21 protein-coding genes and 2 pseudogenes are annotated in these 22,048 nt (G+C 63.6%); 11 read left to right on the top strand and 12 right to left on the bottom strand.

The window, feature by feature from the left end:
• Positions 1 to 5: 5 nt before the first annotated feature.
• The 4 genes and pseudogenes from KFB96_RS11990 to KFB96_RS26750 all read right to left on the bottom strand — a co-directional run.
• Complete coding sequence (locus KFB96_RS11990; RefSeq protein ID WP_213461609.1) at positions 6 to 1,871, bottom strand: putative nucleotidyltransferase substrate binding domain-containing protein; 1,866 nt, start codon at positions 1,869 to 1,871, stop codon at positions 6 to 8.
• A gap of 183 nt (positions 1,872 to 2,054) precedes the next feature.
• Positions 2,055 to 3,860: a sodium:solute symporter family protein gene (locus tag KFB96_RS11985; RefSeq protein WP_213461607.1), complete on the bottom strand. Its 1,806-nt coding sequence runs from the start codon at positions 3,858 to 3,860 to the stop codon at positions 2,055 to 2,057.
• A gap of 12 nt (positions 3,861 to 3,872) precedes the next feature.
• Entirely contained in the window at positions 3,873 to 4,151 is a 279-nt protein-coding gene (locus tag KFB96_RS11980) for a DUF4212 domain-containing protein (RefSeq protein ID WP_300971805.1), read from the bottom strand.
• Between the two features lie 39 nt (positions 4,152 to 4,190).
• Positions 4,191 to 4,445 (bottom strand): annotated as a pseudogene (locus tag KFB96_RS26750) (DUF4212 domain-containing protein); the annotation flags it as partial.
• A gap of 491 nt (positions 4,446 to 4,936) precedes the next feature.
• Here KFB96_RS26750 and thrC point away from each other — a divergent pair.
• The 8 genes from thrC to KFB96_RS11940 all read left to right on the top strand — a co-directional run bounded on the left by thrC (position 4,937) and on the right by KFB96_RS11940 (position 13,773).
• Complete coding sequence (gene thrC / locus KFB96_RS11975; protein ID WP_213461605.1) at positions 4,937 to 6,325, top strand: threonine synthase; 1,389 nt, start codon at positions 4,937 to 4,939, stop codon at positions 6,323 to 6,325.
• 37 nt (positions 6,326 to 6,362) lie between these two features.
• Positions 6,363 to 7,934 carry an alpha-isopropylmalate synthase regulatory domain-containing protein gene (locus KFB96_RS11970; RefSeq protein WP_213461603.1) on the top strand — a complete coding sequence of 524 codons (1,572 nt, stop codon included), beginning with the start codon at positions 6,363 to 6,365 and terminating at the stop codon, positions 7,932 to 7,934.
• 72 nt (positions 7,935 to 8,006) lie between these two features.
• Positions 8,007 to 8,390, top strand: coding sequence for a DUF6394 family protein (locus KFB96_RS11965; protein WP_213461601.1), 384 nt, complete (start codon positions 8,007 to 8,009; stop codon positions 8,388 to 8,390).
• An 85-nt stretch (positions 8,391 to 8,475) separates the two neighbouring features.
• Positions 8,476 to 10,224, top strand: coding sequence for a TrkA family potassium uptake protein (locus KFB96_RS11960; protein ID WP_213461599.1), 1,749 nt, complete (start codon positions 8,476 to 8,478; stop codon positions 10,222 to 10,224).
• Between the two features lie 51 nt (positions 10,225 to 10,275).
• On the top strand, positions 10,276 to 10,827 hold the full coding sequence (locus tag KFB96_RS11955) for a hemerythrin domain-containing protein (protein ID WP_213461598.1): 552 nt from the start codon (positions 10,276 to 10,278) through the stop codon (positions 10,825 to 10,827).
• Complete coding sequence (hemH, locus tag KFB96_RS11950) at positions 10,824 to 11,924, top strand: ferrochelatase (RefSeq protein ID WP_213461597.1); 1,101 nt, start codon at positions 10,824 to 10,826, stop codon at positions 11,922 to 11,924. Before KFB96_RS11955 ends, hemH begins: the two co-directional genes overlap by 4 nt.
• Before the next feature lie 227 nt (positions 11,925 to 12,151).
• Positions 12,152 to 12,616 (top strand): DUF971 domain-containing protein, encoded by a 465-nt coding sequence (locus KFB96_RS11945; protein ID WP_213461596.1) that lies wholly within the window; start codon positions 12,152 to 12,154, stop codon positions 12,614 to 12,616.
• Positions 12,613 to 13,773 (top strand): PQQ-dependent sugar dehydrogenase, encoded by a 1,161-nt coding sequence (locus KFB96_RS11940; protein WP_213461595.1) that lies wholly within the window; start codon positions 12,613 to 12,615, stop codon positions 13,771 to 13,773. Before KFB96_RS11945 ends, KFB96_RS11940 begins: the two co-directional genes overlap by 4 nt.
• A 208-nt stretch (positions 13,774 to 13,981) precedes the next feature.
• Here KFB96_RS11940 and KFB96_RS11935 read toward each other — a convergent pair whose 3' ends face one another.
• The 5 genes and pseudogenes from KFB96_RS11935 to KFB96_RS11915 form a co-directional block, all read right to left on the bottom strand.
• Complete coding sequence (locus KFB96_RS11935; RefSeq protein WP_213461594.1) at positions 13,982 to 14,344, bottom strand: DUF5615 family PIN-like protein; 363 nt, start codon at positions 14,342 to 14,344, stop codon at positions 13,982 to 13,984.
• Positions 14,344 to 14,577, bottom strand: coding sequence for a DUF433 domain-containing protein (locus tag KFB96_RS11930; RefSeq protein WP_213461593.1), 234 nt, complete (start codon positions 14,575 to 14,577; stop codon positions 14,344 to 14,346). Before KFB96_RS11930 ends, KFB96_RS11935 begins: the two co-directional genes overlap by 1 nt.
• 153 nt (positions 14,578 to 14,730) lie before the next feature.
• Complete coding sequence (locus tag KFB96_RS11925) at positions 14,731 to 15,951, bottom strand: argininosuccinate synthase (protein ID WP_213461638.1); 1,221 nt, start codon at positions 15,949 to 15,951, stop codon at positions 14,731 to 14,733.
• A 63-nt stretch (positions 15,952 to 16,014) separates the two neighbouring features.
• Positions 16,015 to 16,620 (bottom strand): annotated as a pseudogene (locus KFB96_RS11920) (ERCC4 domain-containing protein); the annotation flags it as partial.
• A gap of 102 nt (positions 16,621 to 16,722) precedes the next feature.
• Positions 16,723 to 17,169 carry a hypothetical protein gene (locus KFB96_RS11915; protein WP_213461592.1) on the bottom strand — a complete coding sequence of 149 codons (447 nt, stop codon included), beginning with the start codon at positions 17,167 to 17,169 and terminating at the stop codon, positions 16,723 to 16,725.
• 232 nt (positions 17,170 to 17,401) lie between these two features.
• On the opposite strand from KFB96_RS11915, the gene KFB96_RS11910 reads away from it, so the two are divergent.
• Positions 17,402 to 17,875, top strand: coding sequence for a hypothetical protein (locus KFB96_RS11910; protein ID WP_213461590.1), 474 nt, complete (start codon positions 17,402 to 17,404; stop codon positions 17,873 to 17,875).
• A gap of 9 nt (positions 17,876 to 17,884) precedes the next feature.
• On the opposite strand, the gene KFB96_RS11905 is transcribed toward KFB96_RS11910, so the two are convergent.
• The 3 genes from KFB96_RS11905 to nhaR form a co-directional block, all read right to left on the bottom strand.
• Positions 17,885 to 18,322 (bottom strand): CoA-binding protein, encoded by a 438-nt coding sequence (locus tag KFB96_RS11905; protein ID WP_213461589.1) that lies wholly within the window; start codon positions 18,320 to 18,322, stop codon positions 17,885 to 17,887.
• A gap of 305 nt (positions 18,323 to 18,627) precedes the next feature.
• Positions 18,628 to 18,942, bottom strand: a complete 315-nt coding sequence (locus KFB96_RS11900; RefSeq protein ID WP_213461588.1) for a low-complexity protein — start codon at positions 18,940 to 18,942, stop codon at positions 18,628 to 18,630.
• Positions 18,943 to 19,106: 164 nt separating this feature from the next.
• Positions 19,107 to 20,015 carry a transcriptional activator NhaR gene (gene nhaR, locus KFB96_RS11895; protein ID WP_213461587.1) on the bottom strand — a complete coding sequence of 303 codons (909 nt, stop codon included), beginning with the start codon at positions 20,013 to 20,015 and terminating at the stop codon, positions 19,107 to 19,109.
• 418 nt (positions 20,016 to 20,433) lie between these two features.
• Here nhaR and KFB96_RS11890 point away from each other — a divergent pair, with 418 nt between their 5' ends.
• Together KFB96_RS11890 and KFB96_RS11885 are read left to right on the top strand one after the other, a co-directional pair.
• On the top strand, positions 20,434 to 21,081 hold the full coding sequence (locus KFB96_RS11890; RefSeq protein WP_213461586.1) for a CDGSH iron-sulfur domain-containing protein: 648 nt from the start codon (positions 20,434 to 20,436) through the stop codon (positions 21,079 to 21,081).
• Between the two features lie 221 nt (positions 21,082 to 21,302).
• On the top strand, positions 21,303 to 21,935 hold the full coding sequence (locus KFB96_RS11885) for an HAD hydrolase-like protein (RefSeq protein ID WP_213461585.1): 633 nt from the start codon (positions 21,303 to 21,305) through the stop codon (positions 21,933 to 21,935).
• Positions 21,936 to 22,048: the final 113 nt, after the last annotated feature.

Below are 22,048 nucleotides of genomic sequence, written 5' to 3'. Positions count from 1 at the left end.
AGGGCCTAGGCGAAGCGGCCGGCTTGATAGCGTTGTCCGAGGGACTCCTGCATGGTGTTGATCAGGAGAAAGGCGTCCTTGAGATGTCCGCGCTCCAGCGGAGACAGCTCGTCCGGCGACAAAAAGTTGTCCGCCTTCTTCCCGTGAGCGAGCTGATTGGCCTGATGGCGCATCCGCAGGGTTCCGACCAGCTCGATGGCGTCGGTCAGGTTGGCCGCTCCGTCTTTGCTTAAGGTCCCATGCACCGCGGCGGCGCTCAGGCGTTCGATGGTGTTGGTCTCGGGCAGTCCGCCCGAGAGTGCGTAGATCCGCGCCAGGTCGACGATGGGTACGATGCCCTTGTGTTTGATATCGAAGGTATGGTCGTGATCGCCGCCCTGGATCAGCACGATGTTGCGGAAAAATCCTAGGGGTGGGCGGTATTTGAGCGCGTTTGCGACCATGTAGGCGACGAAGATCCGGTTCGCCTTGGAGCGCTCGAGGACACGCTCCTGCAACTCGGGGAAGAGATTTTCCGGGTCGTGCACGGCCCGCAGGTCGAAAAAGACGTTTGCGAGCATCAGGGACATGGGCTCGGGCTTGAGGATCCAAGTGGTGAAATACTTGTGCCAGATTCTAAGGGGTTGGCGCCATTTCGGATTCGAGGCCATGACATCGCCGGGGCAGTAGACGAAACCGCAGGCGTCGAGGCCGTCGTTCACGATCTTGGCGAGTGCGGCGAAGTAGGCGTCGTCGTCCGGTTTGGCGTGGTCCGCGATCAGGAGGGCGTTGTCTTGGTCGGAGTGCGAAGACTGCTCGCGGCGCGCCTGCGAGCCCCCGACGATCCACGCATAGGGGACGGGCGGGCTGCCGAGGTCCGCCTCCGCCAGCACGATCAAGCGCTGCGTAATGGCGTCGGTGATGGCGCTGATCGCCTGGCCGACGTGGTTTGCGGTCGCTCCCCCGTTGATGAGGTGGACCTGAAGCTCGGGGATCTTGGAGCTGATCTGCACCAGCGTCTCGATCGATGCCGCGCGATGGATGTCGCCCACCAGGTACACGGCGTTGGCGCTTTGAAAGCGCGTGAGGTCGGTTGTCGAGATCAGGCCGGCGACACGCTGACCGTCCAGCACCGGCAGATGATGCACATTCAGGCGTGTCATGGTGATCAGGGCCTGGAAACCCAGGGTGTCGACCTGCGCGGTCTGCAGCTTCTCGGTCATGATCTCGCGGACCGGTCGGTCGGTCGACAGACCGACGGCTACGCAGCGGCTGCGCAGATCGCGGTCGGTGATCATGCCGGCGAGCCGATCGCCTTCCATGATGAGAAGCGACGAGACACGGTGCTCGGACATCACCTGCGCGGCCTCGCGGATGCTTGTCTCCGGGTTCGCGACGATCGGCGTGCGGTTGATCATAGTGCCGATCTGCACCGTCATCAGGCCGGTGCCGGCGGCCGGCGCATCCACCATGATGTCCAGCGCCTTGCGCAGTCGACTGGAAATGGATTGGTCGAAATGCTCCCCGAATGCGGCGTGCCGCTCGCGCAGATCCGCAAACTCGGCGCAGGGCAGGGCGTAGACGAGGGTGTCTTCCGAGGTGTTGCCGAAAAATCGACCACTTTCGGGTGTGGACCGACAGATCATGTCGCACATATCGCCTTCGGCCAGCTTGCCGACCAGCTCGCCGTTGGCGTCACGCAGCTCCACTGCGCCGCGGCGCAGGAGATAGACGCAGGGCGGATCGGCGTTTTCCGGCGGGAAGGGCGTCCCGCGGCGAAAATAGCGCACCGAAAGGCGCTGTGGAAGGCGTTCGAGCGTGTCCTGCGGCAGTTGAGCGAACGGCGGGTGACTGGCCAGGAAGTCTCGGATTTCGATCAGCTCGATGTTCATGGCGAGGTACCCTGGTTCTGACTCAGCGGCTTGGCCGTGCTCGGCAGGCGCAGTCCGAATGAAAAACCCCGCCGAAGCGGGGCTGAAAACCTCTCGAGGATGCCCCGAGAGCTCCTTGCCTCGGGGCATTCGATCAGGTGCAGGCGGTGATCGCGCTTCGAGTACCTGCACCTCGGTCCTCGATTAGTGGCCGGTTGCCACTCCCGAGCCACGCGGAATACGCACATCCTCGACAAGGTGCTGGATGTGCTCCGGAGGCGGTGCCGCGAACTTGAAGACCACGGCGGCGATGAGGAAGTTGAACGCCGCGCCGATCGCACCGAACGCCTCGGGCGTAATTCCGAAGAACCAGTTCGCACCCATGCCCAGATCGGGCATCAGGAACTCGGTTCCCTTCACGAACAAGATGCCCTTATGCTGGAACACATACAGCAGGGTGATGGTGACGCCGCCGATCATGCCCGCGACGGCACCCAGCGAGTTCATCCGCTTCGCAAAGATGCCCATCATCAACGCAGGGAAGATCGACGAGGCCGCGAGACCGAAGGCAATGGCGACGGTTCCGGCCGCGAATCCCGGTGGATTCATGCCCAGATATCCGGCCAGGATGATGGCGCCGATCATCGACAGACGCCCCGCCATGAGCTCCTTCTTCTCCGAGATGGTGGGCATGAAGACGCCCTTCAGCAGGTCGTGCGAGATCGAGGAGGAGATCGCCAGCAGCAATCCCGCCGCCGTCGAGAGTGCCGCCGCGAGACCGCCGGCGACGACCAAGGCGATGACCCAGGCCGGCAGATTGGCGATCTCGGGGTTGGCCAACACCATGATGTCGTTGTTGACCGTGACCATCTCGTTGCCCTTCCAGCCGAACTCCTCGGCCTTCGCGGCGAACTCCGCGTTCTGATCGTTGTAGTACTGGATGCGGCCGTCGTCGTTCTTGTCCTCCCACTTGAGCAGACCGGTGGCCTCCCAACGCTTGAACCAGTCGGGACGCTCGTCGTAGACAAGGTTTCCGGTTTCGGTGCCGACCGGACCGACCTGGATGGTATCCATCAGGTTCAGGCGGGCCATGGCGCCGACGGCGGGTGCCGTGGTGTAGAGGATCGCGATGAAGACCAGTGCCCAGCCGGCCGAAAAGCGTGCGTCCTTGACCTTAGGAACGGTGAAGAAGCGGATGATGACATGCGGGAGACCGGCCGTACCGATCATCAGCGACAGGGTGTAGACGAACATGTTGAGCGAGCTGCCCATGACCTGCGTGGTGTATTCCTTGAACCCGAGGTCGGTCACGACTTGATCGAGCTTCGCGAGCAGGGACATACCACTGGCCACGCCGTCGCGTGCATATTCGCCGCCCAGACCAAGCTGGGGAAGCGGGTTGCCGGTCAGGTTCAGCGAGATGAAGATTGCCGGCACCGTATAGGCGAAGATCAGAACAACGTATTGCGCGATCTGCGTGTAGGTGATGCCCTTCATGCCGCCGGTGATGGCGTAGATGGCGACGATGCCCATGCCGGCCAAGATGCCCATCTCGTAGGAGATGCCCAAGAACCGGGAGAAAGCCACACCGATACCCGTCATCTGCCCGATGACGTAGGTGACCGATGCCAGGATCAGGCAGACGACGGCCACGACGCGCGCGGTCTGCGAGTAATAGCGATCACCGATGAATTCGGGCACCGTGAACTTACCGAACTTGCGCAGGTATGGGGCCAGGAGCAGTGCGAGCAGCACGTAGCCGCCTGTCCAACCCATTAGAAAGACCGATCCGCCGTAGCCGCCGAAGGCGATCATGCCGGCCATGGAGATAAATGATGCGGCCGACATCCAGTCCGCGGCCGTCGCCATGCCGTTGGCGACCGGGTGAACGCCGCCGCCCGCGACGTAGAAGTCACCGGTGGTCTTCGCGCGGGCCCAAACGGCGATCCCGATATAGAGCGAGAAGGTCACGCCGACAATGCTGTAAGTCCAAAGTTCAAGTGATGTCATAGTGTTGCGCCTCTATTCCTCGCCGAAGTCATATTTTTTGTCCAGACGGTTCATCGCTGTCGCATAGACGAAGATCAAGACGACAAAGATGTAGATGGATCCCTGTTGTGCAAACCAGAAACCGAGCGGATAGCCGCCGAGCATGATGGCATTCAAGGGCTCGACGAGTAGGATGCCGAAGCCGAAGGACACCACGAACCAGATCGTCAACAGGATCGCGAGGAGACGCAGATTCTCGCTCCAGTACTGCGCGGCCTTGCTCGGTTGCGCGTGGACTTGCTCGGGCTGGATGCCGTCGCTGCCGGATTGGTAGGGTGTGCCGCTTCCCGAATCCTCGCCGACGTCGAACTTGTTGTCGAGCTTATTCATCGAGACGGCATAGATGAAGATCAGCGCGACGAAGATGTAGATGGATCCCTGTTGGGCGAACCAGAAACCGAGCGGGTAGCCGCCGAGCATGATGGTATTCAATGGCTCGACCAACAGGATGCCGAAGCCAAAGGAGACGATGAACCAGATCGTCAGCAGAATCGCCAGGAGACGCAGATTCGCGCTCCAGTATTCCGCTCGTTTGCCAGGTGTCATAGGTTGTGTCACTCCGTAGTGTCGGATGAGTGTTTTGGGTCGGGGTGACGGGGCGATGACGAAACCCTTTTAGTAACCGGTCCGTCGGCCGTAACCTGTGCCCCTTCTGTCGATCTTGTTGTTGTCGACTACTCGCCGAGCGCATCATGCAGAGCGATGCGTCTGTCGCGCAACCCGAACCCGTGCTCTCAAATCGAGTTGCGAAGCCGGCCGCGCCCGGGGCTTGGTCCGGCAAGTCTCCATGTTTGCCTCCTCCGAATCTTCGGGCGAGGCGCCGGCATTGTCTGGTCCGGTACGCCATGCTGTCAACGACGCCGCAGCCATCCGGCGCCGCGAATGTATCGGTAAAGCACGATCTTCGGCAACATCCTTTCCGCGGTTCCCGAGGCCGGGCCAAATTGTCGGGCCGAATCGTCGGTTGCCAACGGCCGCGGTGTTTCTTACCCTGCAACGCGACAAGGTCACAACTTTCAGCGGTGGGTTCGATCGATATGCAGTACTCAAGCACGCGCGGCGGGATTGCCCCGGTCGGCTTTGCCGAGGCCGTCTTGATGGGCCTGGCGACCGACGGTGGACTTTTGGTTCCGACCGATGTGCCGCGCGTCGATGTGTCGACCCTGCGGGCCTGGTCCGGTCTAGGCTTTCAGGATCTGGCCCTCGAGGTCATGACGCCATTCGTCGGGGACGAGATCCCGCGCGACGACCTGCGCGCGCTGATCGAGCGCTCCTACGCCACCTTCACGCACCCCGAGGTGACGCCGATCGTCGAGGTCGGCGATCGGCGGATCCTCGAGCTTTTCCACGGTCCGACCGCGGCCTTCAAGGACGTTGCACTTCAATTCCTCGGGAATCTCTTCGAGTATCTCCTGGCCCGTGACGGCGGGGAGCTCAACATTTTCGGTGCAACCTCGGGCGATACCGGCTCCGCGGCCATCTACGGGGTCCGGGGGAAGGCGCGGATCAGCATCTTCATGCTCCATCCCAAGGGTCGGGTCTCGCCGATCCAGGAACGTCAGATGACGAGCGTGCTGGATCCCAATGTCCACAACATCGCGGTACGCGGCAGCTTCGACGACGCCCAGAGGATCGTCAAAGCGCTCTTCAACGACCTGCCGTTCAAGTCCGAGTTCAGCCTGGGCGCGGTCAACTCGATCAACTGGGCGCGGATCCTGGCCCAGATGGTCTATTACGTCTTTGCTTGGGCGCGCTGCAGCGGCGGGGATCCCGAGCGACGCGTAAGCTTTGCAGTGCCGACCGGCAACTTCGGCGATGTCTTTGCGGGCTATCTCGCCAAGCGGATGGGCGTGCCGATCGATCGGCTGATCATCGCGACCAATCGCAACGACATCCTCACGCGGTTTGTCGATACGGGCATCTACGCCGTCGGCGACGTCTATCAGACCCTCAGCCCCGCCATGGACATTCAGATCGCCTCGAATTTCGAGCGCTACCTGTATTTCCTTCACGACGGGGATGCCGGGAAGGTCCGTGCGCTGCTCGAGGCGCTGCAGGCGACCGGTCGGCTCGAGGTCGACGCAGCACATCATGCCCGCGCTCGGGCCGATTTCGATGCCGTCGCGGTGAGCGATGCCGAGACGCTCGAGCAGATTCGGCAGACCTATGCGGCGGCCGACTATATCCTCTGCCCGCACACCGCGGTCGGGGTCAAGGCGGGCGGCGTTGCGGAGCATCCGGTCTGTCTTGCGACGGCCCATCCGGCGAAGTTCAACGAGGCGATCCAACTGGCCATCGGCCGCGATGCTCCCTTGCCGCCCGCACTGCAGGGGTTGATGGATCTGCCGACCCGCTGTCTCGAGCTCGATGCCGGCGCCGAGCCGCTCAAGGCACACATCCGCGCCACCCTGAAGGACAGCGGATGAGACCGATGGCGCCACCCCGCATGACGAGATACCCCAGATGACCCAGTCCGGCCGTTACGTCCACATCATGGACACCACCCTGCGCGATGGCGAGCAGACCCAAGGAGTGTCCTTTTCACCCGATGAAAAGGTCAATATCGCCAAGGTGTTGCTTGAGCAGGTTCGGGTGGATCGCATCGAGGTCGCCTCGGCGCGCGTATCCTCGGGCGAGGCCGATGCCGTCGGGCAGATCATCGCCTGGGCCGAGGAGCGCGATCTGGCGTCCCGCGTGGAGGTGTTGGGCTTCGTCGACGGCGGTCGCAGCGTCGACTGGATCCGCGCTGCCGGCGGACACGTCATCAACCTGCTCGCCAAGGGCAGCGAGAAGCACTGTCGCGGCCAGCTCGGCAAGACGCTCGATCAGCACGCCGACGACGTCAAAGTCACGATCGCGATCGCCCGCGACCGCGGTTTGGCCGTCAATCTGTATTTGGAAGACTGGTCGAACGGCTATCGCGACAACCCGGCCTATGTCTTCGGACTGGTCGAGCGTCTCGCCGATTGCGGGATCGGGCACGTCATGCTCCCGGATACGCTCGGCGTCATGACGCCCGAGCGGGTCTTCGACGCCTTCACGGACATGCTCGGGCACTTTCCCGGCATCAAGCTCGATTTCCATCCGCACAACGACTACGGGCTCGCGACCGCCAACGTGCTTGCAGCGGCTCGGGCGGGCGCGGCGGCCGTACACTGTACCGTCAACTGTCTCGGCGAGCGCGCCGGCAATGCCTCGTTGGCGGAGGTTGCGGTCAATCTGCGCGATCAGCTCGGGTTGCAGATCGGCATCGACGAGACCCATCTGGCGCGCATCAGCGAGCTGGTCGAATACTTCTCGGGCAAGCGAATCGCCGACAATGCACCCATCATCGGCGCCGATGTCTTCACGCAGACCGCCGGCATCCACGCCGACGGGGATCGCAAAGGCAGCCTCTACCACACCCGCCTCTCGCCCGAGCGTTTCGCGCGACGGCGCAAGTACGCGCTGGGCAAGCTCGCCGGCAAGGCGTCGCTCGCGAAGAATCTGGAGCGTCTGGACATCACGCTCTCGGAGGAGAACCAGGCCAAGGTTCTGAAGCGGATCGTCGAGCTCGGCGATTCCAAAAAGACCATCACGATTGAAGACCTGCCCTTCATCATCGCCGAGGTCCTGGAGAGCAAGGACTACAACCATGCCGAGCTGCTCGCCTGCTCGGTCTCCTCGACCCTGGATCTGGAGTCGACGGCGAGCATCAAGATGCGCATCGGCGAGGAGGTTCACACCGCCGCCGGCAGCGGCAACGGCGGTTTCGACGCCTTCAACAATGCGCTGGCGAAGATCGTGAAGAAGCGTGGTCTCGGCCTTCCGACCCTGCTCGACTACGAGGTCCGCATCCCCAAGGGCGGGCGTACCGACGCGCTCACCGAGTGCAGCATCACCTGGGACACCGACCAAGGCGAGCTGCGCACCCGCGGCGTGCATGCCAATCAGGTCTTCGCGGCGATCGGAGCGACGGTGCGGATGCTCAACATCATGATGCATCGCACCCTGACCGAGCAGCGGGCCGCGCAGAGCGCCTCCTCGGCAGCCTGACCGGATCCGGCAGACACGAGGGCTTGATTCGAGAACAGCGAGCGCGCGATCCCGCGCAAGGAGCAGGTATCCATGAACCCCGAAAAGGTCGTCTTCGGCTTCTTCATCGTCTTGGCACTGACCCTGAACTTCGGATTTTTCGTCGGCGAGATCGACAATCCCGAGCATCATCACGTCTGGGAGCTGTTTGCGGTCGTCCTGGTCAATCTGGTCGCGACCGTGCTGAAGTTCGGAGATCGCACGCACATGGGCGCATTGCTGTTGGCGACCAGCCTGGTCGCCATGCTGCAATTGATCGGTGCGGCGCTGATCTGGACGATCGCCGTTCATGCAACCGAGGCCGGCATGACGCCCGCCGTGATGGCCAGCATCGTCTCCTTGAGCGGCGGGGCCATGATCGCCAACGTGGTGTCGGTGGTGCTGCTGGTGATCGAGACCTTCACACTGCGTCGCTAAACCGCGCCGGCTCCAGCGGTCGTCAAGTCTTCCGGGGCCGATCTTATCCAAAAACATCGCATACTGCGCCGGGCGCGGTTTAATTATGGACAACGTCGTCTATCTCATCATGCGGCGGATGCGCACGCCGCTGTTGGTCTTGATCGGGACCTATGCCGTGGCGATGGCTGGCATGGCGCTGATCCCCGCGCAGGATGCGGCCGGCAACCCGGTTCCGATGAGCCTCTTCCATGCCTTTTACTTCGTCAGCTACATGTCGACCACCATCGGGTTCGGCGAGCTGCCGAACGCCTTCACCGATGCGCAGCGCATTTGGGTCTCCTTCAGCGTGTTCGCCACGGTGGCGGTCTGGCTCTATGCCATCGGAACACTGATCACGCTGCTGCAGGATACGACGTTTCAGCGAGCCATCCTGGAGAGCCGCTTTCGCCGTCGGGTCCGGCGGCTGCGCGAGCCCTTCTATCTGGTCTGCGGCTATGGTCAAACCGGAACCGCCTTGGTGCGCAGCCTCACCGATCGACACCGGCGTGCCGTGGCGATCGACATCGATCCGCAGCGGGTGAACCTGCTCAAGCTCGACAACCTGCGCGAATACGTCCCCTCGTTGTGTGCCGATGCCCGGCAGCCGTCCAGCCTCGAGGATGCAGGTCTTCGACATCCGCTCTGCAAAGGCGTGGTGGCGCTCACCAACGTCAACGAGACCAATCTCAAGATCGCCATCGCGGCCAAGCTGCTGCATCCCGAGATCACCGTCATCTGTCGGGCCGATTCGCACGAAGTCGAGGCCAACATGGCCTCGTTCGGAACGGATCACATCTACGACCCTTTCGATACCTTTGCCCTGGACATGGCCATCGCCATTCAGTCCCCCTGTCTGGCCCTGCTGAGCAAGTGGCTGGCCGGCTACGAGGACCAAGCGCTCGACGCCCCGATCTTCCCGCCGACCGAAGGGCGTTGGATCCTCTGCGGCTTCGGGCGTTTCGGCAAGGCGATGTACCGCCACCTGAAAGAGCAGGGTCTGGATCTCACCGTCATCGAAGCGCTTCCGCACAAGACCGGCCTCCCCAAGGAGGGCGTCGTGCACGGGCGCGGTACCGAGGCGGTGACGCTGGAGCAGGCGGGGATCGGCGATGCTGTCGGCTTGGTAGCCGGCACGGACGAGGATGCGGACAACCTCTCGATCATCATGACCGCCTTGATGCTGAACCCATCCCTGTTCGTTGTGGCCCGTCAGAATCGTCACCACAACAAGATCTTGTTCGAGCGCGTCGGTGCGCAGGTCGTCATGATGCCGAGCAACATCATCGCCGATCGTATCCGGGTGCGGCTCGGCACGCCTTTGTTGGCCGAGCTCACCATGCTGGCGCGGTATCAGGACGACGACTGGGCGTGCGCGCTGGTGAGTCGAGTCGTCGCACTCGTCGACGATCATCCGCCGCATGTCTGGGAGATCTCGATCGACGAGATCGAGGCACCGGCCCTGTGCGCCCTGGATCGACGCGGAATTCCGGTGACCATCGCCGAGCTCACGCGCGATCCACGCGATCGCGATCGGGACTTGCCGCTGATCGTCCTACTGCGTCTGGGCACCGAAGAGCGCGAGCTGCTCCCCGCCCCGGATGTACGGGTGTGCAGCGGTGATCGGCTGCTCTTGTGCGGGCGCGCCGATGCGAGTCGCAGCCTGACCTGGACGCTGCGAAACCTGAACGTGCTCGACTATGTCCTGACCGGGAACGCAGCCCCCGGCGGCCTGGTCTGGCGTTGGCTCGCGCGGCGTCGTGCGCGGGGTGTGCAACGCGGCGAAAAATCCGCGTCTGCTCGGCATAAACGATGAGGATGATGGCATACTGCCGTCACGTCGACCGCTGTTACGAGGAGAAGGCCCATGTACCCGGTAATGACTCGACTCGCCGAGGACCACGTCCGTCTCACAAAGCTGCTCGATCTGTTCGAAGACCTGCTGAACCGGTTTCACGAGGGCGCGGAGCCCGATTACGAGCTGATGGCCGAGATGCTCGAGTACATGGACAACTACTCCGACATCGTCCATCACCCGACCGAGGACATCATCTTCGAGCGCGTTTTGGAGAAAGGCACCGAACGCCATGATGTCTTCGACGTCCTGATGCGTCAGCACAAGGCGCTCGGGCAGCTGAGCAAACGCTTTCGCGAGTCGCTCGACGGGATCCTTCATGAGGAGGTCTTGCTGCGCGAAGACGTCGAGGCGCACGGGCGCGAGCTGATCGGGACACTGCGGGCCCACAAGCGGCTCGAGGACGAGGAGGCATTCCCGATTGCGCTCGAACGTTTGTCCGAAGAGGATTGGGCACAGATCGAGGCGCAGGCGCCGACTCAGGACGACCCCTTGTTCGGGACCCTGGATCCGGCGCGTTATCACGCGCTCTACGCGCGACTCTCGGCCGAGACGGAGTCATGACGTTCGTAAGTACCCCTGATTTTCGCCACGATACCCCGGAATGCCTCGGGGTCCTGCTCGCCAACCTCGGCACCCCGGATGCGCCGAGCGTGCCGGCCGTGCGCCGCTATCTGGCCGAGTTCCTGGCCGACCCGCGCGTCGTGGAGCTGCCGCGCGCGCTCTGGCTCCCGATCCTGCACGCCGTCATCCTGCGCGTGCGTCCGGCCCGCTCGGCAAAGGCGTACCGGGCGGTCTGGGCGGAGGACGGCTCGCCGCTCCTGAGCATCGCCCGGCGGCAGGCCGCAGCCGTCCAGACCCGTCTGAGCGAGCGATTCGTCGGACCGGTCAAGGTCGCGCTGGGGATGCGCTACGGCAACCCGTCCATCCCTGCGGCCCTGGCCGAGCTGCGCCAAGCCAACGCGCGCCGGGTCTTGGTCTTTCCGCTCTATCCGCAGTATTCCGGATCGACCACCGCCTCCGTGTTCGACGCCGTTACGCGCGAGCTGCAGCGTTGGCGTTGGCTTCCCGAGCTGCGCTTCATCAACCAGTACCATGACGAGCCGGCCTACATCGACGCGGTGGCCGAGAGCATCCGCAACCACTGGGCCGAACAGGGCGAGCCCGAGCGTTTGCTGTTTTCTTTCCATGGGATTCCCAAGGATTATTTCGAGAATGGCGACCCTTATTTCTGTCACTGCCAGAAGACCGCGCGACTGGTGACCGATCGTCTCGGTCTGCCGTCGGATCGCTGGGCATTGACCTTCCAGTCCCGCGTCGGCTTCAAAGAGTGGCTCAAGCCCTACACGGACGAGACCTTGAAGGCATGGGGTGCCGAAGGCGTGCGATCGGTCCAGGTCCTATCGCCCGGATTCTCGGCCGATTGCCTGGAAACCATCGAGGAGATCGACGAAGAGAACCGTGGCTATTTCCTCGGCGCCGGGGGCAAGGAGTTCAGCTACATCCATTGCCTCAACGACGCGGCCTCGCACATCGAGATGCTGGCAGGCCTGGTTGAACGGCACGCGGCCGGCTGGCCGGAGGTGACGCAGGTCGCCGCCGACAACGCTGCGCTGGCCGCGCGGCACGGCCGCGCCGTCGCGCTCGGGGCTGCGGCTTAAACCGCGCCCAGTGCGGTATGCGATGTTTTTGGATGGGATCGGCCCCGGCGGATTTCAGAACCGCTGGAGCCGGCGCGGTTTAAAGTATTAAAAAATATAAAATTTTAAACCGCGTCCCCCGCTAAGGGGCGTGGCTTCACCAAACTTCGAGCTCACTCGAAAGTTAGCATCTCGCACTGGACGCGGTTTAACACCCTGAATCATCGCCAGTGTCCGAGGAGTGGATCATGGATCAACGCGCTCGACCGACCGATATCAGCCTGCATCAAAAATCACGCATCCTGGAGGTGACCTTCGACGACGGGGCACGCTTCAAACTGCCGTGCGAGTACCTGCGGGTCTATTCGCCGTCTGCGGAGGTCCGCGGCCACTCGCCGAGCACCGCGAAGCTCCAGGTCAAGAAGGAGGAGGTCAACATCACCGACCTGCAGCAGGTCGGCAGTTATGCGGTGAAGATCTTCTTCGACGACGGCCACAAATCCGGCCTCTATGACTGGGACTACCTCTACAAACTGGGGCGGGCCTGGCAGCCGTTTTGGTTCGATTATCTGGAAAAAATCGGCGCGGCCGGATACAGGCGCACGGCACCGGATCCCTTCGAGACCATGAAGGCGCGCGGCGAGGCGCCGTCCGAGCTGCCCGACCGGACAGCGACAAACCCGACCGAGACTACCGAGGAGGCGACCCCATGATCCGTCCGATCGCACTCGCTCTTTTCGGTGTACTTTGGCTCCCGCTCGTCCACTGCGCACCGGTCGAAGGTCCTGTCGAACCCACCGCAGACGTGCCCGAGGCGAAGGGATGGAGCAGCGAGATCGTGACGGATGGCCTGGAGCATCCCTGGTCCATCGCCTGGCTCCCGGACGGATCGGCGCTGATCACCGAGCGCCCGGGACGTCTGCGCATCCTGCGCGACGGTGCCTTGGTGCGCAAACCCGTCTCCGGTCTGCCTTCCGTCTTGTCCCACGGTCAAGGCGGTCTGATGGATGTCGCCCTTCACCCGGATTTCGAGCGCAACCGACTCGTCTATCTCACCTTCGCGACCGGAACCCCGAAGGCCAATCGGACCGCACTCGCACGCGGACGACTCGACGGCGACCGGCTTCAAGACGTCGAGGTCATCTTCGAGAACGCCGACGTCAAGAGCGGCGGACAACATTTCGGCTCGCGCCTGCTGTGGCTGCCGGATAAGAGTCTGCTGATGAGCATCGGCGACGGCGGAAACCCGCCGGCCTCCTTTGCCGGCGGCAACATCCGTGACCAGGCCCAGCGGCTGGAGACCCATTTCGGCAAGGTCCTGAGACTGACGGAAGACGGGCGTCCGCATCCGGACAACCCCTTTGTCGATCGAAAAGGCGCGCGTCCCGAGATCTACAGCTACGGCCACCGCAACATCCAAGGCTTGGCCATCGATCCCGCGAGCGGACGCATCTGGGCCAACGAGCACGGTTCCCGCGGCGGGGACGAGCTCAACCTGATCGAGCCGGGCAAGAACTACGGCTGGCCCGAGGTCACCTACAGCATGGAATATCACGGACCGCGCGTCTCCGACGAGACCAGTCGCCCCGGGGTGGTCGACCCGCTGATCAACTGGACACCCTCCAAGGCGCCGAGCGGTCTCGCCTTCTATACCGGTGATCGCTACCCCGGCTGGCAAGGCAACCTCTTCAGCGGCGCGCTGGTGTTTGGGCAGGTAAGGCGTATCGTCCTGGACGGCGCGAGGGTCGTCGACGAGGAAAAGCTCACCATCGGCAATCGCGTGAGAGATGTCCGGCAAGGGCCGGACGGTTTTCTTTATGTGCTGATCGACTCGGGAGAGGGGTCTTTGCTGCGCATCGAGCCCCGCTAAAGTCTATACCCTTAGGTCATCCCAAGCGCCTTGACCGCCGCCGTCATGGGATCGGAGTCCCATACGAACCACAGGGAGAAATGGGTATCGAGCAGGATATCTGTCATTGCGTGTATTCCCTTTCACCTGGCGTCAGACGATGGAGAAGATCGGGCAAGTTGGCCCGCGCTTCCTGAAGGGTGACGGTTGGCATGGTCGCGATCGTCTGTTAAGCACTTCCATTCCGAATACGAACGCGCTGCTCCTCGACGATCCAGAGGTGCCCGATCAATGGAACCGTTGAGAGGAGCGGCATGAATTGAGTCAGCGCGCGCATGACCGAAGCGCGGCACTTGCTCCCTGGCCGCAGAACGATGATCCCGGCATAATCCTGCGGCGGATAGCGTCTGATGTTGCTGAAATCCAGGTCGAGCGTCAGGATCACTCGTTGCTCGGCTTGACAGACGACAGCTATCTCGTCGTCGGGATGGCCACGCAAACCCTGCTCGAAGACCGTCATCGCGTCATGGCCCTCCGCACACAGTCGCGCCGCGACCTCGGGATGGAGGTTCTCATCCACCTTGAAGCGCATCAGGCCGCTTCCCGGGACAGGGCGACGATCCGGTCGCTCGCCAGTGCCGCGGCATATTGCAGCGCCGCCTGAATATCTTCCTCCTCGACTCGATACCCCTCTCGAATCGCCTGGTGCGTTTCACCCTCCGCCAGATTATCGAGGATCACGGACACCATGACGCGCGTGCCTTTGACGCACACCTTTCCGTGACAGATATTGGCGTCGGCGCTGAGTCGGTCCTGCCAGTTCATGAGGTTCTCCGGTCTGTGGGTGATTGGTTTCGCTCAATGCACCAGTCCCTTCTCGCGCAACTGCTTGCCGATGGAAGACCACTCGTATTTCCCTGCGAGGATTGGGATTGTCCCCGGCCAAGCAGGTCGCCTCGGACGCGGTTGAGTGGCCGTTTAGCGACGTTTGCGCCCGGCCACCCGCAACCGCAACGCATTCAACCGAATAAACCCGGTTGCGTCCTTCTGATCGTAGGCCCCGGCATCCTCTTCGAAGGTCGCGATCGAGGCGTCGAACAGGCTGTTGGTTTCGGACTTGCGCCCGACCACCATCACGTTGCCCTTGTAGAGCCGCAGGCGCACGACACCGTTGACGACATCTTGGGTCGCGTCGATCGCGGCCTGAAGCATCAGCCGCTCGGGCGCGAACCAATAGCCGTTGTAGACGAGGCTTGCATAGCGCGGCATCAGCTCGTCTTTGAGGTGCGCTGCCTCGCGGTCGAGCGTCAAGGATTCCATGGCGCGATGGGCCTTGAGCAGGATGGTGCCGCCGGGTGTCTCGTAGCAGCCGCGCGACTTCATGCCGACATAGCGGTTCTCGACGATATCGCTGCGTCCGATGCCGTTGGCCCCGCCGATGCGGTTCAGCTCCGCGAGGACCTCGGCCGGGGACATCCGCTGACCGTCGATGCCGACACAATCGCCGCGCTCGAACATCAGCTCGATCAGGGTCGCCTGATCCGGTGCATCCTCCGGCGCGACGCTCCAGCGCCACATGTCCGCACCCGGCTCGACCCAGGGATCCTCCAGGTCGTAGCCTTCATAGGAGATGTGCAGCAGGTTGGCGTCCATCGAGTAGGGCGACTTGGTGCCGTCGCGTTTCATCTCGACCGCGATCCCGCGGCTCGCCGCATAGTCCATCAGCTTCTCGCGCGAGAGCAGATCCCACTCGCGCCAGGGTGCGATGATCTTGATGTCCGGGTTCAGCGCATAGGCGGTCAGCTCGAAGCGGACCTGGTCGTTGCCCTTGCCGGTGGCGCCGTGCGAGATGGCGTCGGCACCGGTCTCGGCGGCGATTTCGATCAGACGCTTGCCGATCAAGGGACGCGCGATCGAGGTGCCGAGCAGATACTCGCCCTCGTAGATGGCGTTGGCGCGGAACATGGGGAAGACGAAATCGCGCACGAACTCCTCGCGCAGATCGTCGATATAGATCTCCTTCACGCCCGCTGCAGTGGCCTTGGCGCGCGCCGGCTCGAGCTCCTCGCCCTGGCCGATGTCGGCCGTGAAGGTCACGACCTCGCAGCCATACTCCTCCTGCAGCCACTTGAGGATGACCGAGGTATCCAGGCCACCGGAGTAGGCCAACACCACCTTCTTGATTGCGCCTTGCGCCATCGTTTTGCTCCAACTCGGAAAAGGCAAAGAGTATATACCCGCCGGGATCTCTCGGACCGCCCAGCGGATCGACTCGGCGACCGCATCGCCGATGCCGGGCACCGCGGTCAATGCCTCGGCATCCGCCGCGATCACGGCCTCGATACTGCCGAAGTGCTCGATCAGTCGTTTCGCCCGCTCCGGTCCGATCCCGGGGAGCCCTTGCAGGATATGGCTCTGGAGACGCGTCTTGCCGCGTGGCCGCTTGCCGTGTCGCGGCATTGCCCCCCGTGCAAAGGAGCGTTGCTGACGCGCGGCGTAGAGCATCAGCCGGGCAGACTCCTCCGGATCACGCGCGCGCAGCAGCGGCAGGCCGAAGAACAAGGTCAAGGTCACGAGAGCGCCCTGGATCGCCTCGCGCCGCATGCGGCTCTCGGTCAGATCCTTCGCGGTGCCTTCGAGGATCAGCGCACCGCGCGGCCCGGCATTGGCCAGACGTTCGGCCTGCGCGAAGAGACGCCCGTCCTTGATCGACGCCGCGAGATCCATCAGCGTCTTGCGCTCGAAGAGCAGGCTGTCGTCGATCAGGTAGTCGCCGACCGGGAGGCGCTCGACCTGGATTCGGAATTGCGGGTGACCGCGCAAGGCCGCGAGGACCGGGCTTGATGCCTCGCGATCGTCCACACGCATCGAGAACACCTGACTCGGATCCATTGCCTCGTGCCTCCATCCGGAGATCCCATCGCCGACGTGCGCTGCCGGGTCGGCGTTCCATTCGAGTCCGTGCCCCGTCTATCCGAACAATCGATTCCACCAGCGCCGCCGATTCTTCGGCGGGGGACGCGTGCTCGGCAGATCAACCGGCGGAATCAAACTCATGACCCAGCCGGGCAGGGGAGGGGCGTCGCTGAAACCGCACACCACGCCCAGATTGTTCGGATCATAGATCTTGACGAAGGTCGGTGCGCGCGGATCGTCGGCATAGACGATGCCGCAAAAATCCTCGCGATGCTCGGCACGCAGCAGACGGTCGATCTCCGCGACGAAGACCCTCACACCGGCCGCATCGGTCGCCGCAGTGGGCGGCGGTTCGCCGACCGCGTAGAGAAACCACCCCGCATCCGCGCGCGCGTCGATCCGCGCCCACAGATCGTCGAGCTGATGCCAGCGCAAGGCGGAGGTGAAGCTGCCGCGAAAGGCGCGCAGGTAAGGGTCTTCGTTCGTGTCCAATCGGCTCATGCTGGTCTCGGCTCGTGATCGGCGCGCGCATCGTTTCCGCCGATACGTCGACATCGGCGTCGTGGCCTGGCGCAATTTCGAAGTCGTCGGGGTTCTCGAACCGCTTGATCTCGATTTCCGTCTCCATAGAGTGAAAGCGTCGGTTTTTCTACCCTGGACTAAACTGTGAGCAGGGGCCGTCGCAGCCCGGTCGAGGCTGCGGTAGCCGTCGTCAACTGCAGAGGAGATCGCTATGTTCCAAGTCCATTCGATTCGCATCGCGACCGTTGCCGCCCTTGGCGTACTCCTGGTTCTGTCGGGGACCGCCCCGGCGGGGCAGGCGCTCAAAGAGTCCGCTGCGGCGGAGCTCGAGGTCCGGGTGCTGGAAGCGCAGATGCCCACGCCGCAGGGCGAGCACTCCGACGTGCTTTACCGCATGGAGGTCATCTCGGTGCTGCGCTCCGCCTCCCCGGTGACGCCGGGGGACAGCATCACCGTACGCTCCTACGCCTTGAGCCAGGAGGCCCGGGATAGGGGCGTTGTGGGTCCAAAGATCCTGGCTCCGGGCTGGCTCGGGATCGCCTATCTCAATCCCGACCCCGAGACCGGCGGACCCGATTCAGGCCGGCAGTTCACCATCGCCGCAGACGGCGACAGCTTCGAGGACATCCCGCCCGGACCACCTTCGCTGAGGTGGACCGAGGACGTCGAAGTGCGCGCCGAGTGAGCCCCGGGGTCAGTACTTCCCGGTCAGCTTCATGACGAGCTTGTGGATGCCGTGGACTGAAGGTCCCGGATTCAGATACATGACCGCACAGGTCCCGGTGCGCAGATTGATGCCTTTCTCCGCGGCGAGTGCCGTCGCTTCCGGGGTCTCGTGAGCCATGTGGATCCAGACATGGCCGATCCCCGCATCCGCGGCCGCGGCAACCCAGTCCACGGTCTCCGACTTCGGCACCTCGATGATGAGGCCATCGATGGGTTGGGGTAAGGACGCGAGCGTGGGATACGCGGGATCACGGTCGACGAGCATGGTGCTGGGATCGATCGGATAGACGGTCTTGCCCATCGCCTTCAGCCGTCGATAACTGAGGAGCGGAAAGGGCTTGGCTTTGGTGTGTCCGACGACGCCGAATCGGCCGAGGTTAAAGAAGTCTTCGTAGTTCGAGGCCATGAGGGCGGGGTACCGGTTGATTGGGTGGTTGGGGCATGCGTACCGACGGGGCCGGCACGAAGCGCGAGCCTGTCGAGGATGGGTTCTTCCCCGGCAGCTTGCGGGGCGCCCGATACTACTCGCTCGGAGCGATGCTGCAACACACGATTTCCCATCCGGGCAGGGCGAGCGGGGTCGGGGCGCCGTTCGAGAGCGAGAGCCCGTGGCAGACGAAGGGATGGAACGCGAAAAAGAGCGCCGTCGGCCGAGACCGGCGCCTTGAACGGGGGTAGGGCGCAGGGTTTTCGGTTGTCGCCGAGCTCGCCTTAGGTGGCGCTGCCGGATGCGCCGTCTTTGCCCTTGTCGGCGCCGCACTTGCCTTCGCCGCACTTACCTTCGGTGCCCTTGTCGGCGCCGCATTTGCCCTCGCCGCATTTGCCTTCCGCATCCTTGGCCCCGCCGCATTTACCTTCTCCGCATTTGCCTTCGGTGTCGGCACCGGCGAGCTGCGTATAGCCTGAGTCGAGCGGCTGAGCCGCGAACGGGTTGTCCGTGGCTTGGGCAATGCCGAAGGCGCCGAGGCTGCCGACGATGGCGGCACCGACAAGGGCGGCGGCGGGCGTGATGGTTTTCTTGTTCATGGTCTCGTCCTCGTGTCGATCGATGAGGGGGGACTGCGTCCGGAATCGGACTCCGCGCCTAGTATCGCAGCATTGCGCTCGGATTTGATACCTCGGAACCTCCGGGGTTTCATCCGGGCTCGTCGACCTGAGTCCACGCATTCGGTCAGTCCGTCCCGAGCACGTCACCCCCGCAATCCGAAGAGGTCGTGCCGTGCCGATTCCGTGATCGTCGAGACCGCAGGGTGCTTGATGTGGCGCTCGGCGGAGATGGCGTAATAGCGCTCTTTGACCTCGTCGACCCGGGCGATCAGCGCGACCCCGTACTTGGCGAGAATATCCTGCTCCACCGCGGTCGGTGTCGTGAAGATGCCGGCCCCGGCCTCGCCGAAGACCTTCATCAGCGCGCGATCTTCGAACTCGGCGACGACGCGCGGCTTGACGTCGTGTCGCTCCAGCCAATGCTCGAGTGCGCGATAGAGTGAGCTCGAGGCCGTCGGCATCAGCATCGGTGCACCGTTGAGCGAACGCGGAAAGTCGTCGCGATGGCGTGCTGCGAGCTCGGGGACCGCGAAGAAGCTGATCCCGGATTCGCCCAGAACATGGTTGTAGGCGCGGATGTTGAGCGCCGGATTCACCGGGCTGTCGGCGAGAACCAGGTCGAGCTTGTGCACCGAGAGATCGGCCAAGAGGTCGGTCAGGGGTGCTTCGTGACAGACCAGGCGCACCGGCTCCGGGAGCGCCAGCACGGGCGCCAAGACGCGATAGGCGAGCAGCTTGGGCACGACCATGGCGATTCCGACCCTGAAGGTGATGCCGGAGGCCGGCGGGCGGCCCGACACCACGTCCTGCAGCTCGCCCGTTAGCCTGAAGATCTCGTCGGCATAGGAGAACACCACCTGTCCGCTTTCGGTCAGGGCGAGATTGCGTCCCGATTTGCCGAACAGCTTGGCCCCGATTTGATCTTCGAGCTCGCGCAGCTGACCGCTGATGGTCTGGGGCGTGAGGTGCAATACCTCCGAGGCGCGGGCGATGGACCCGTGCGTCGCTACGGCCCAAAAGTAGCGCAGGTGCTTCATGTTCAGGTTCGGCATCGGGGGTGGATCCGCGCGATTGGGGGTGGAATGCGAAGGATCCGGGCCGAGGCGTTGCCCGCGGGCGCTCTCGGCGATGGCTATCGTTGATGGCTATCGGCGGCTGAGCGGCGGAGGCCGGGACCGGATCCTTCCGGATGATAACCCGAAAGCCGTTTCGCGGATCCGATCCGCGACCGCGTCCGAAGTTCACGTGAGTCGAGTCGCAACCGTGCGCAGCCGGTTGCCGTGCCGGGCGTTGTCTGTTCCTTTGCGGACCCCCACACTAGACCGAGCACGAAAACGGCAATCGCCGTGCGCTTGCGAATCACCGGGGCCGTCGAGTTGTACCGGTCCGAGGACCCATCAATCCCAAAACGTCGGCGGATCGCCCCGCGCCATCGCGGGTCGGATCACGGCCGATCCCATCGAGGCACGCATGAGCAAGAAACGACAACTGGACTTCGCGGGGAAGGAGATCGACGTCCGGTTCGACGGGCGTCTCTGCATCCATGTCGGCGAATGCGGTCACGCCGAGGGCGACCTCTTCGTGGCCGAGCGTCAGCCCTGGTGCATGCCGGACGAGGTGTCGAAGGCGGAGGTCCGCGAGATCGTCGAGCGCTGTCCGAGCGGCGCCTTGACCTACACCGACAAGGCCGGCGTCCCGGAGACGGCGCCTGCGGAAAACACCCTGACCGTCGCCTGCAACGGTCCGCTCTATCTCACCGGCGACCTGCAGATCGAAGGTGCCGCAGAAGACATGCCCGGCGTGCGTTTCCGGGCGGCGCTCTGTCGGTGCGGGGCGTCCAAGAACAAACCGTTCTGCGACAACAGTCATGTCGAGGCCAAGTTCGAGGACTATGGTGCCGTGGGCAAGAAAGGGCCGGGGCTCACCGCGACGGGCGGCAAGCTCGGCGTGGAGATGCGGCCCGACGGCCCGCTGGTCCTGACCGGAAACCTGAGCATCCGCGCCGGCAGCGGTCGGCTCGCCTGGCAGGGCGACAAGGCGTTTCTGTGTCGCTGCGGGGCATCGCAGAACAAGCCGTTTTGCGACGGGACGCATAAGAAGGTTGGCTTCAAGGGCTGAACCGCTACTGAACCGCGTCCGGAGTGACAGGCGTCGTGAGTCGCTTTGTTCGGCCTCATCGCGGTCAAAGCCGAAGGCGAGACGCGGTTCAGGAATAAAAAATACAATCTTAAACTGCGTCCTCTGCGATGGTTTCAGACTGAGCTGCAAGTAAGCCTGCCGGAAAACAGCGCATACCCCGCGGGACGCAGTTTAGCGGGACGCAGTTTGACGAGGGACCGATGTCGGTTCATATCCTGTTCGATTTCGACGGCACCCTTGTCGACAGTCTCGAGGTGGCCTTCACGGCCTTCCGGCACGTCGGCCCGGAGTTCGGGTGCGCGCCGTTGAGTCGGGAGCGGCTGGAGCGGCTCAGGGGGATGCACGCGCTCGAGGTGGTACATGCCTTGGGTGTGCCCATGTACAAGCTGCCGCAACTGGCGACACGGATGCGCCGTGCCATGCGTGCCGATCTGATGGAGACGGCCCCGATCGAGGGTATCGGCGAGGTGTTGGAGACGCTGCTGCAACGCGGGCATCGGTTGGGTATCCTGTCGTCGAACGCGCGGGCAAGCGTGCACGAGTACGTCCGACGGCATCGTCTGCCCGGTCTGACCAGCGTGGTCGGCGGAACCGGCCTCTTCGGCAAGGCCGGGGCATTGCGCCGACAGGCCCGCATCCAGGGCATCGCCCCCGGGCGCCTGATCTATGTGGGCGACGAGCTGCGCGATCTCGAGGCGGCGCGCGATGCGCGGGTCCGCTTCGCCGCCGTGGCGTGGGGCTACACGCCCTTGGAGAGTCTGGCCGCCGCAGGCCCCGACTTTCAGTGCCGTCATCCGCGCGATCTGCTCTCGATCGACGCCGGGATGCCCTGAGGCACGATTCAGAGACAAGCTGAACACACTGATCAATGTAGGATGGGTAGAGCGCAGCGAAACCCATCCTCCAAACCGCCGAGTTGCCGGGTTTCGGTCCGATGCCCTCGGCG

Origin of the sequence: Thiocapsa sp. (assembly GCF_018399035.1) — a bacterium.
Lineage (GTDB): Bacteria > Pseudomonadota > Gammaproteobacteria > Chromatiales > Chromatiaceae > Thiocapsa.
This window is presented reverse-complemented; position numbering and strand designations above follow the sequence as displayed.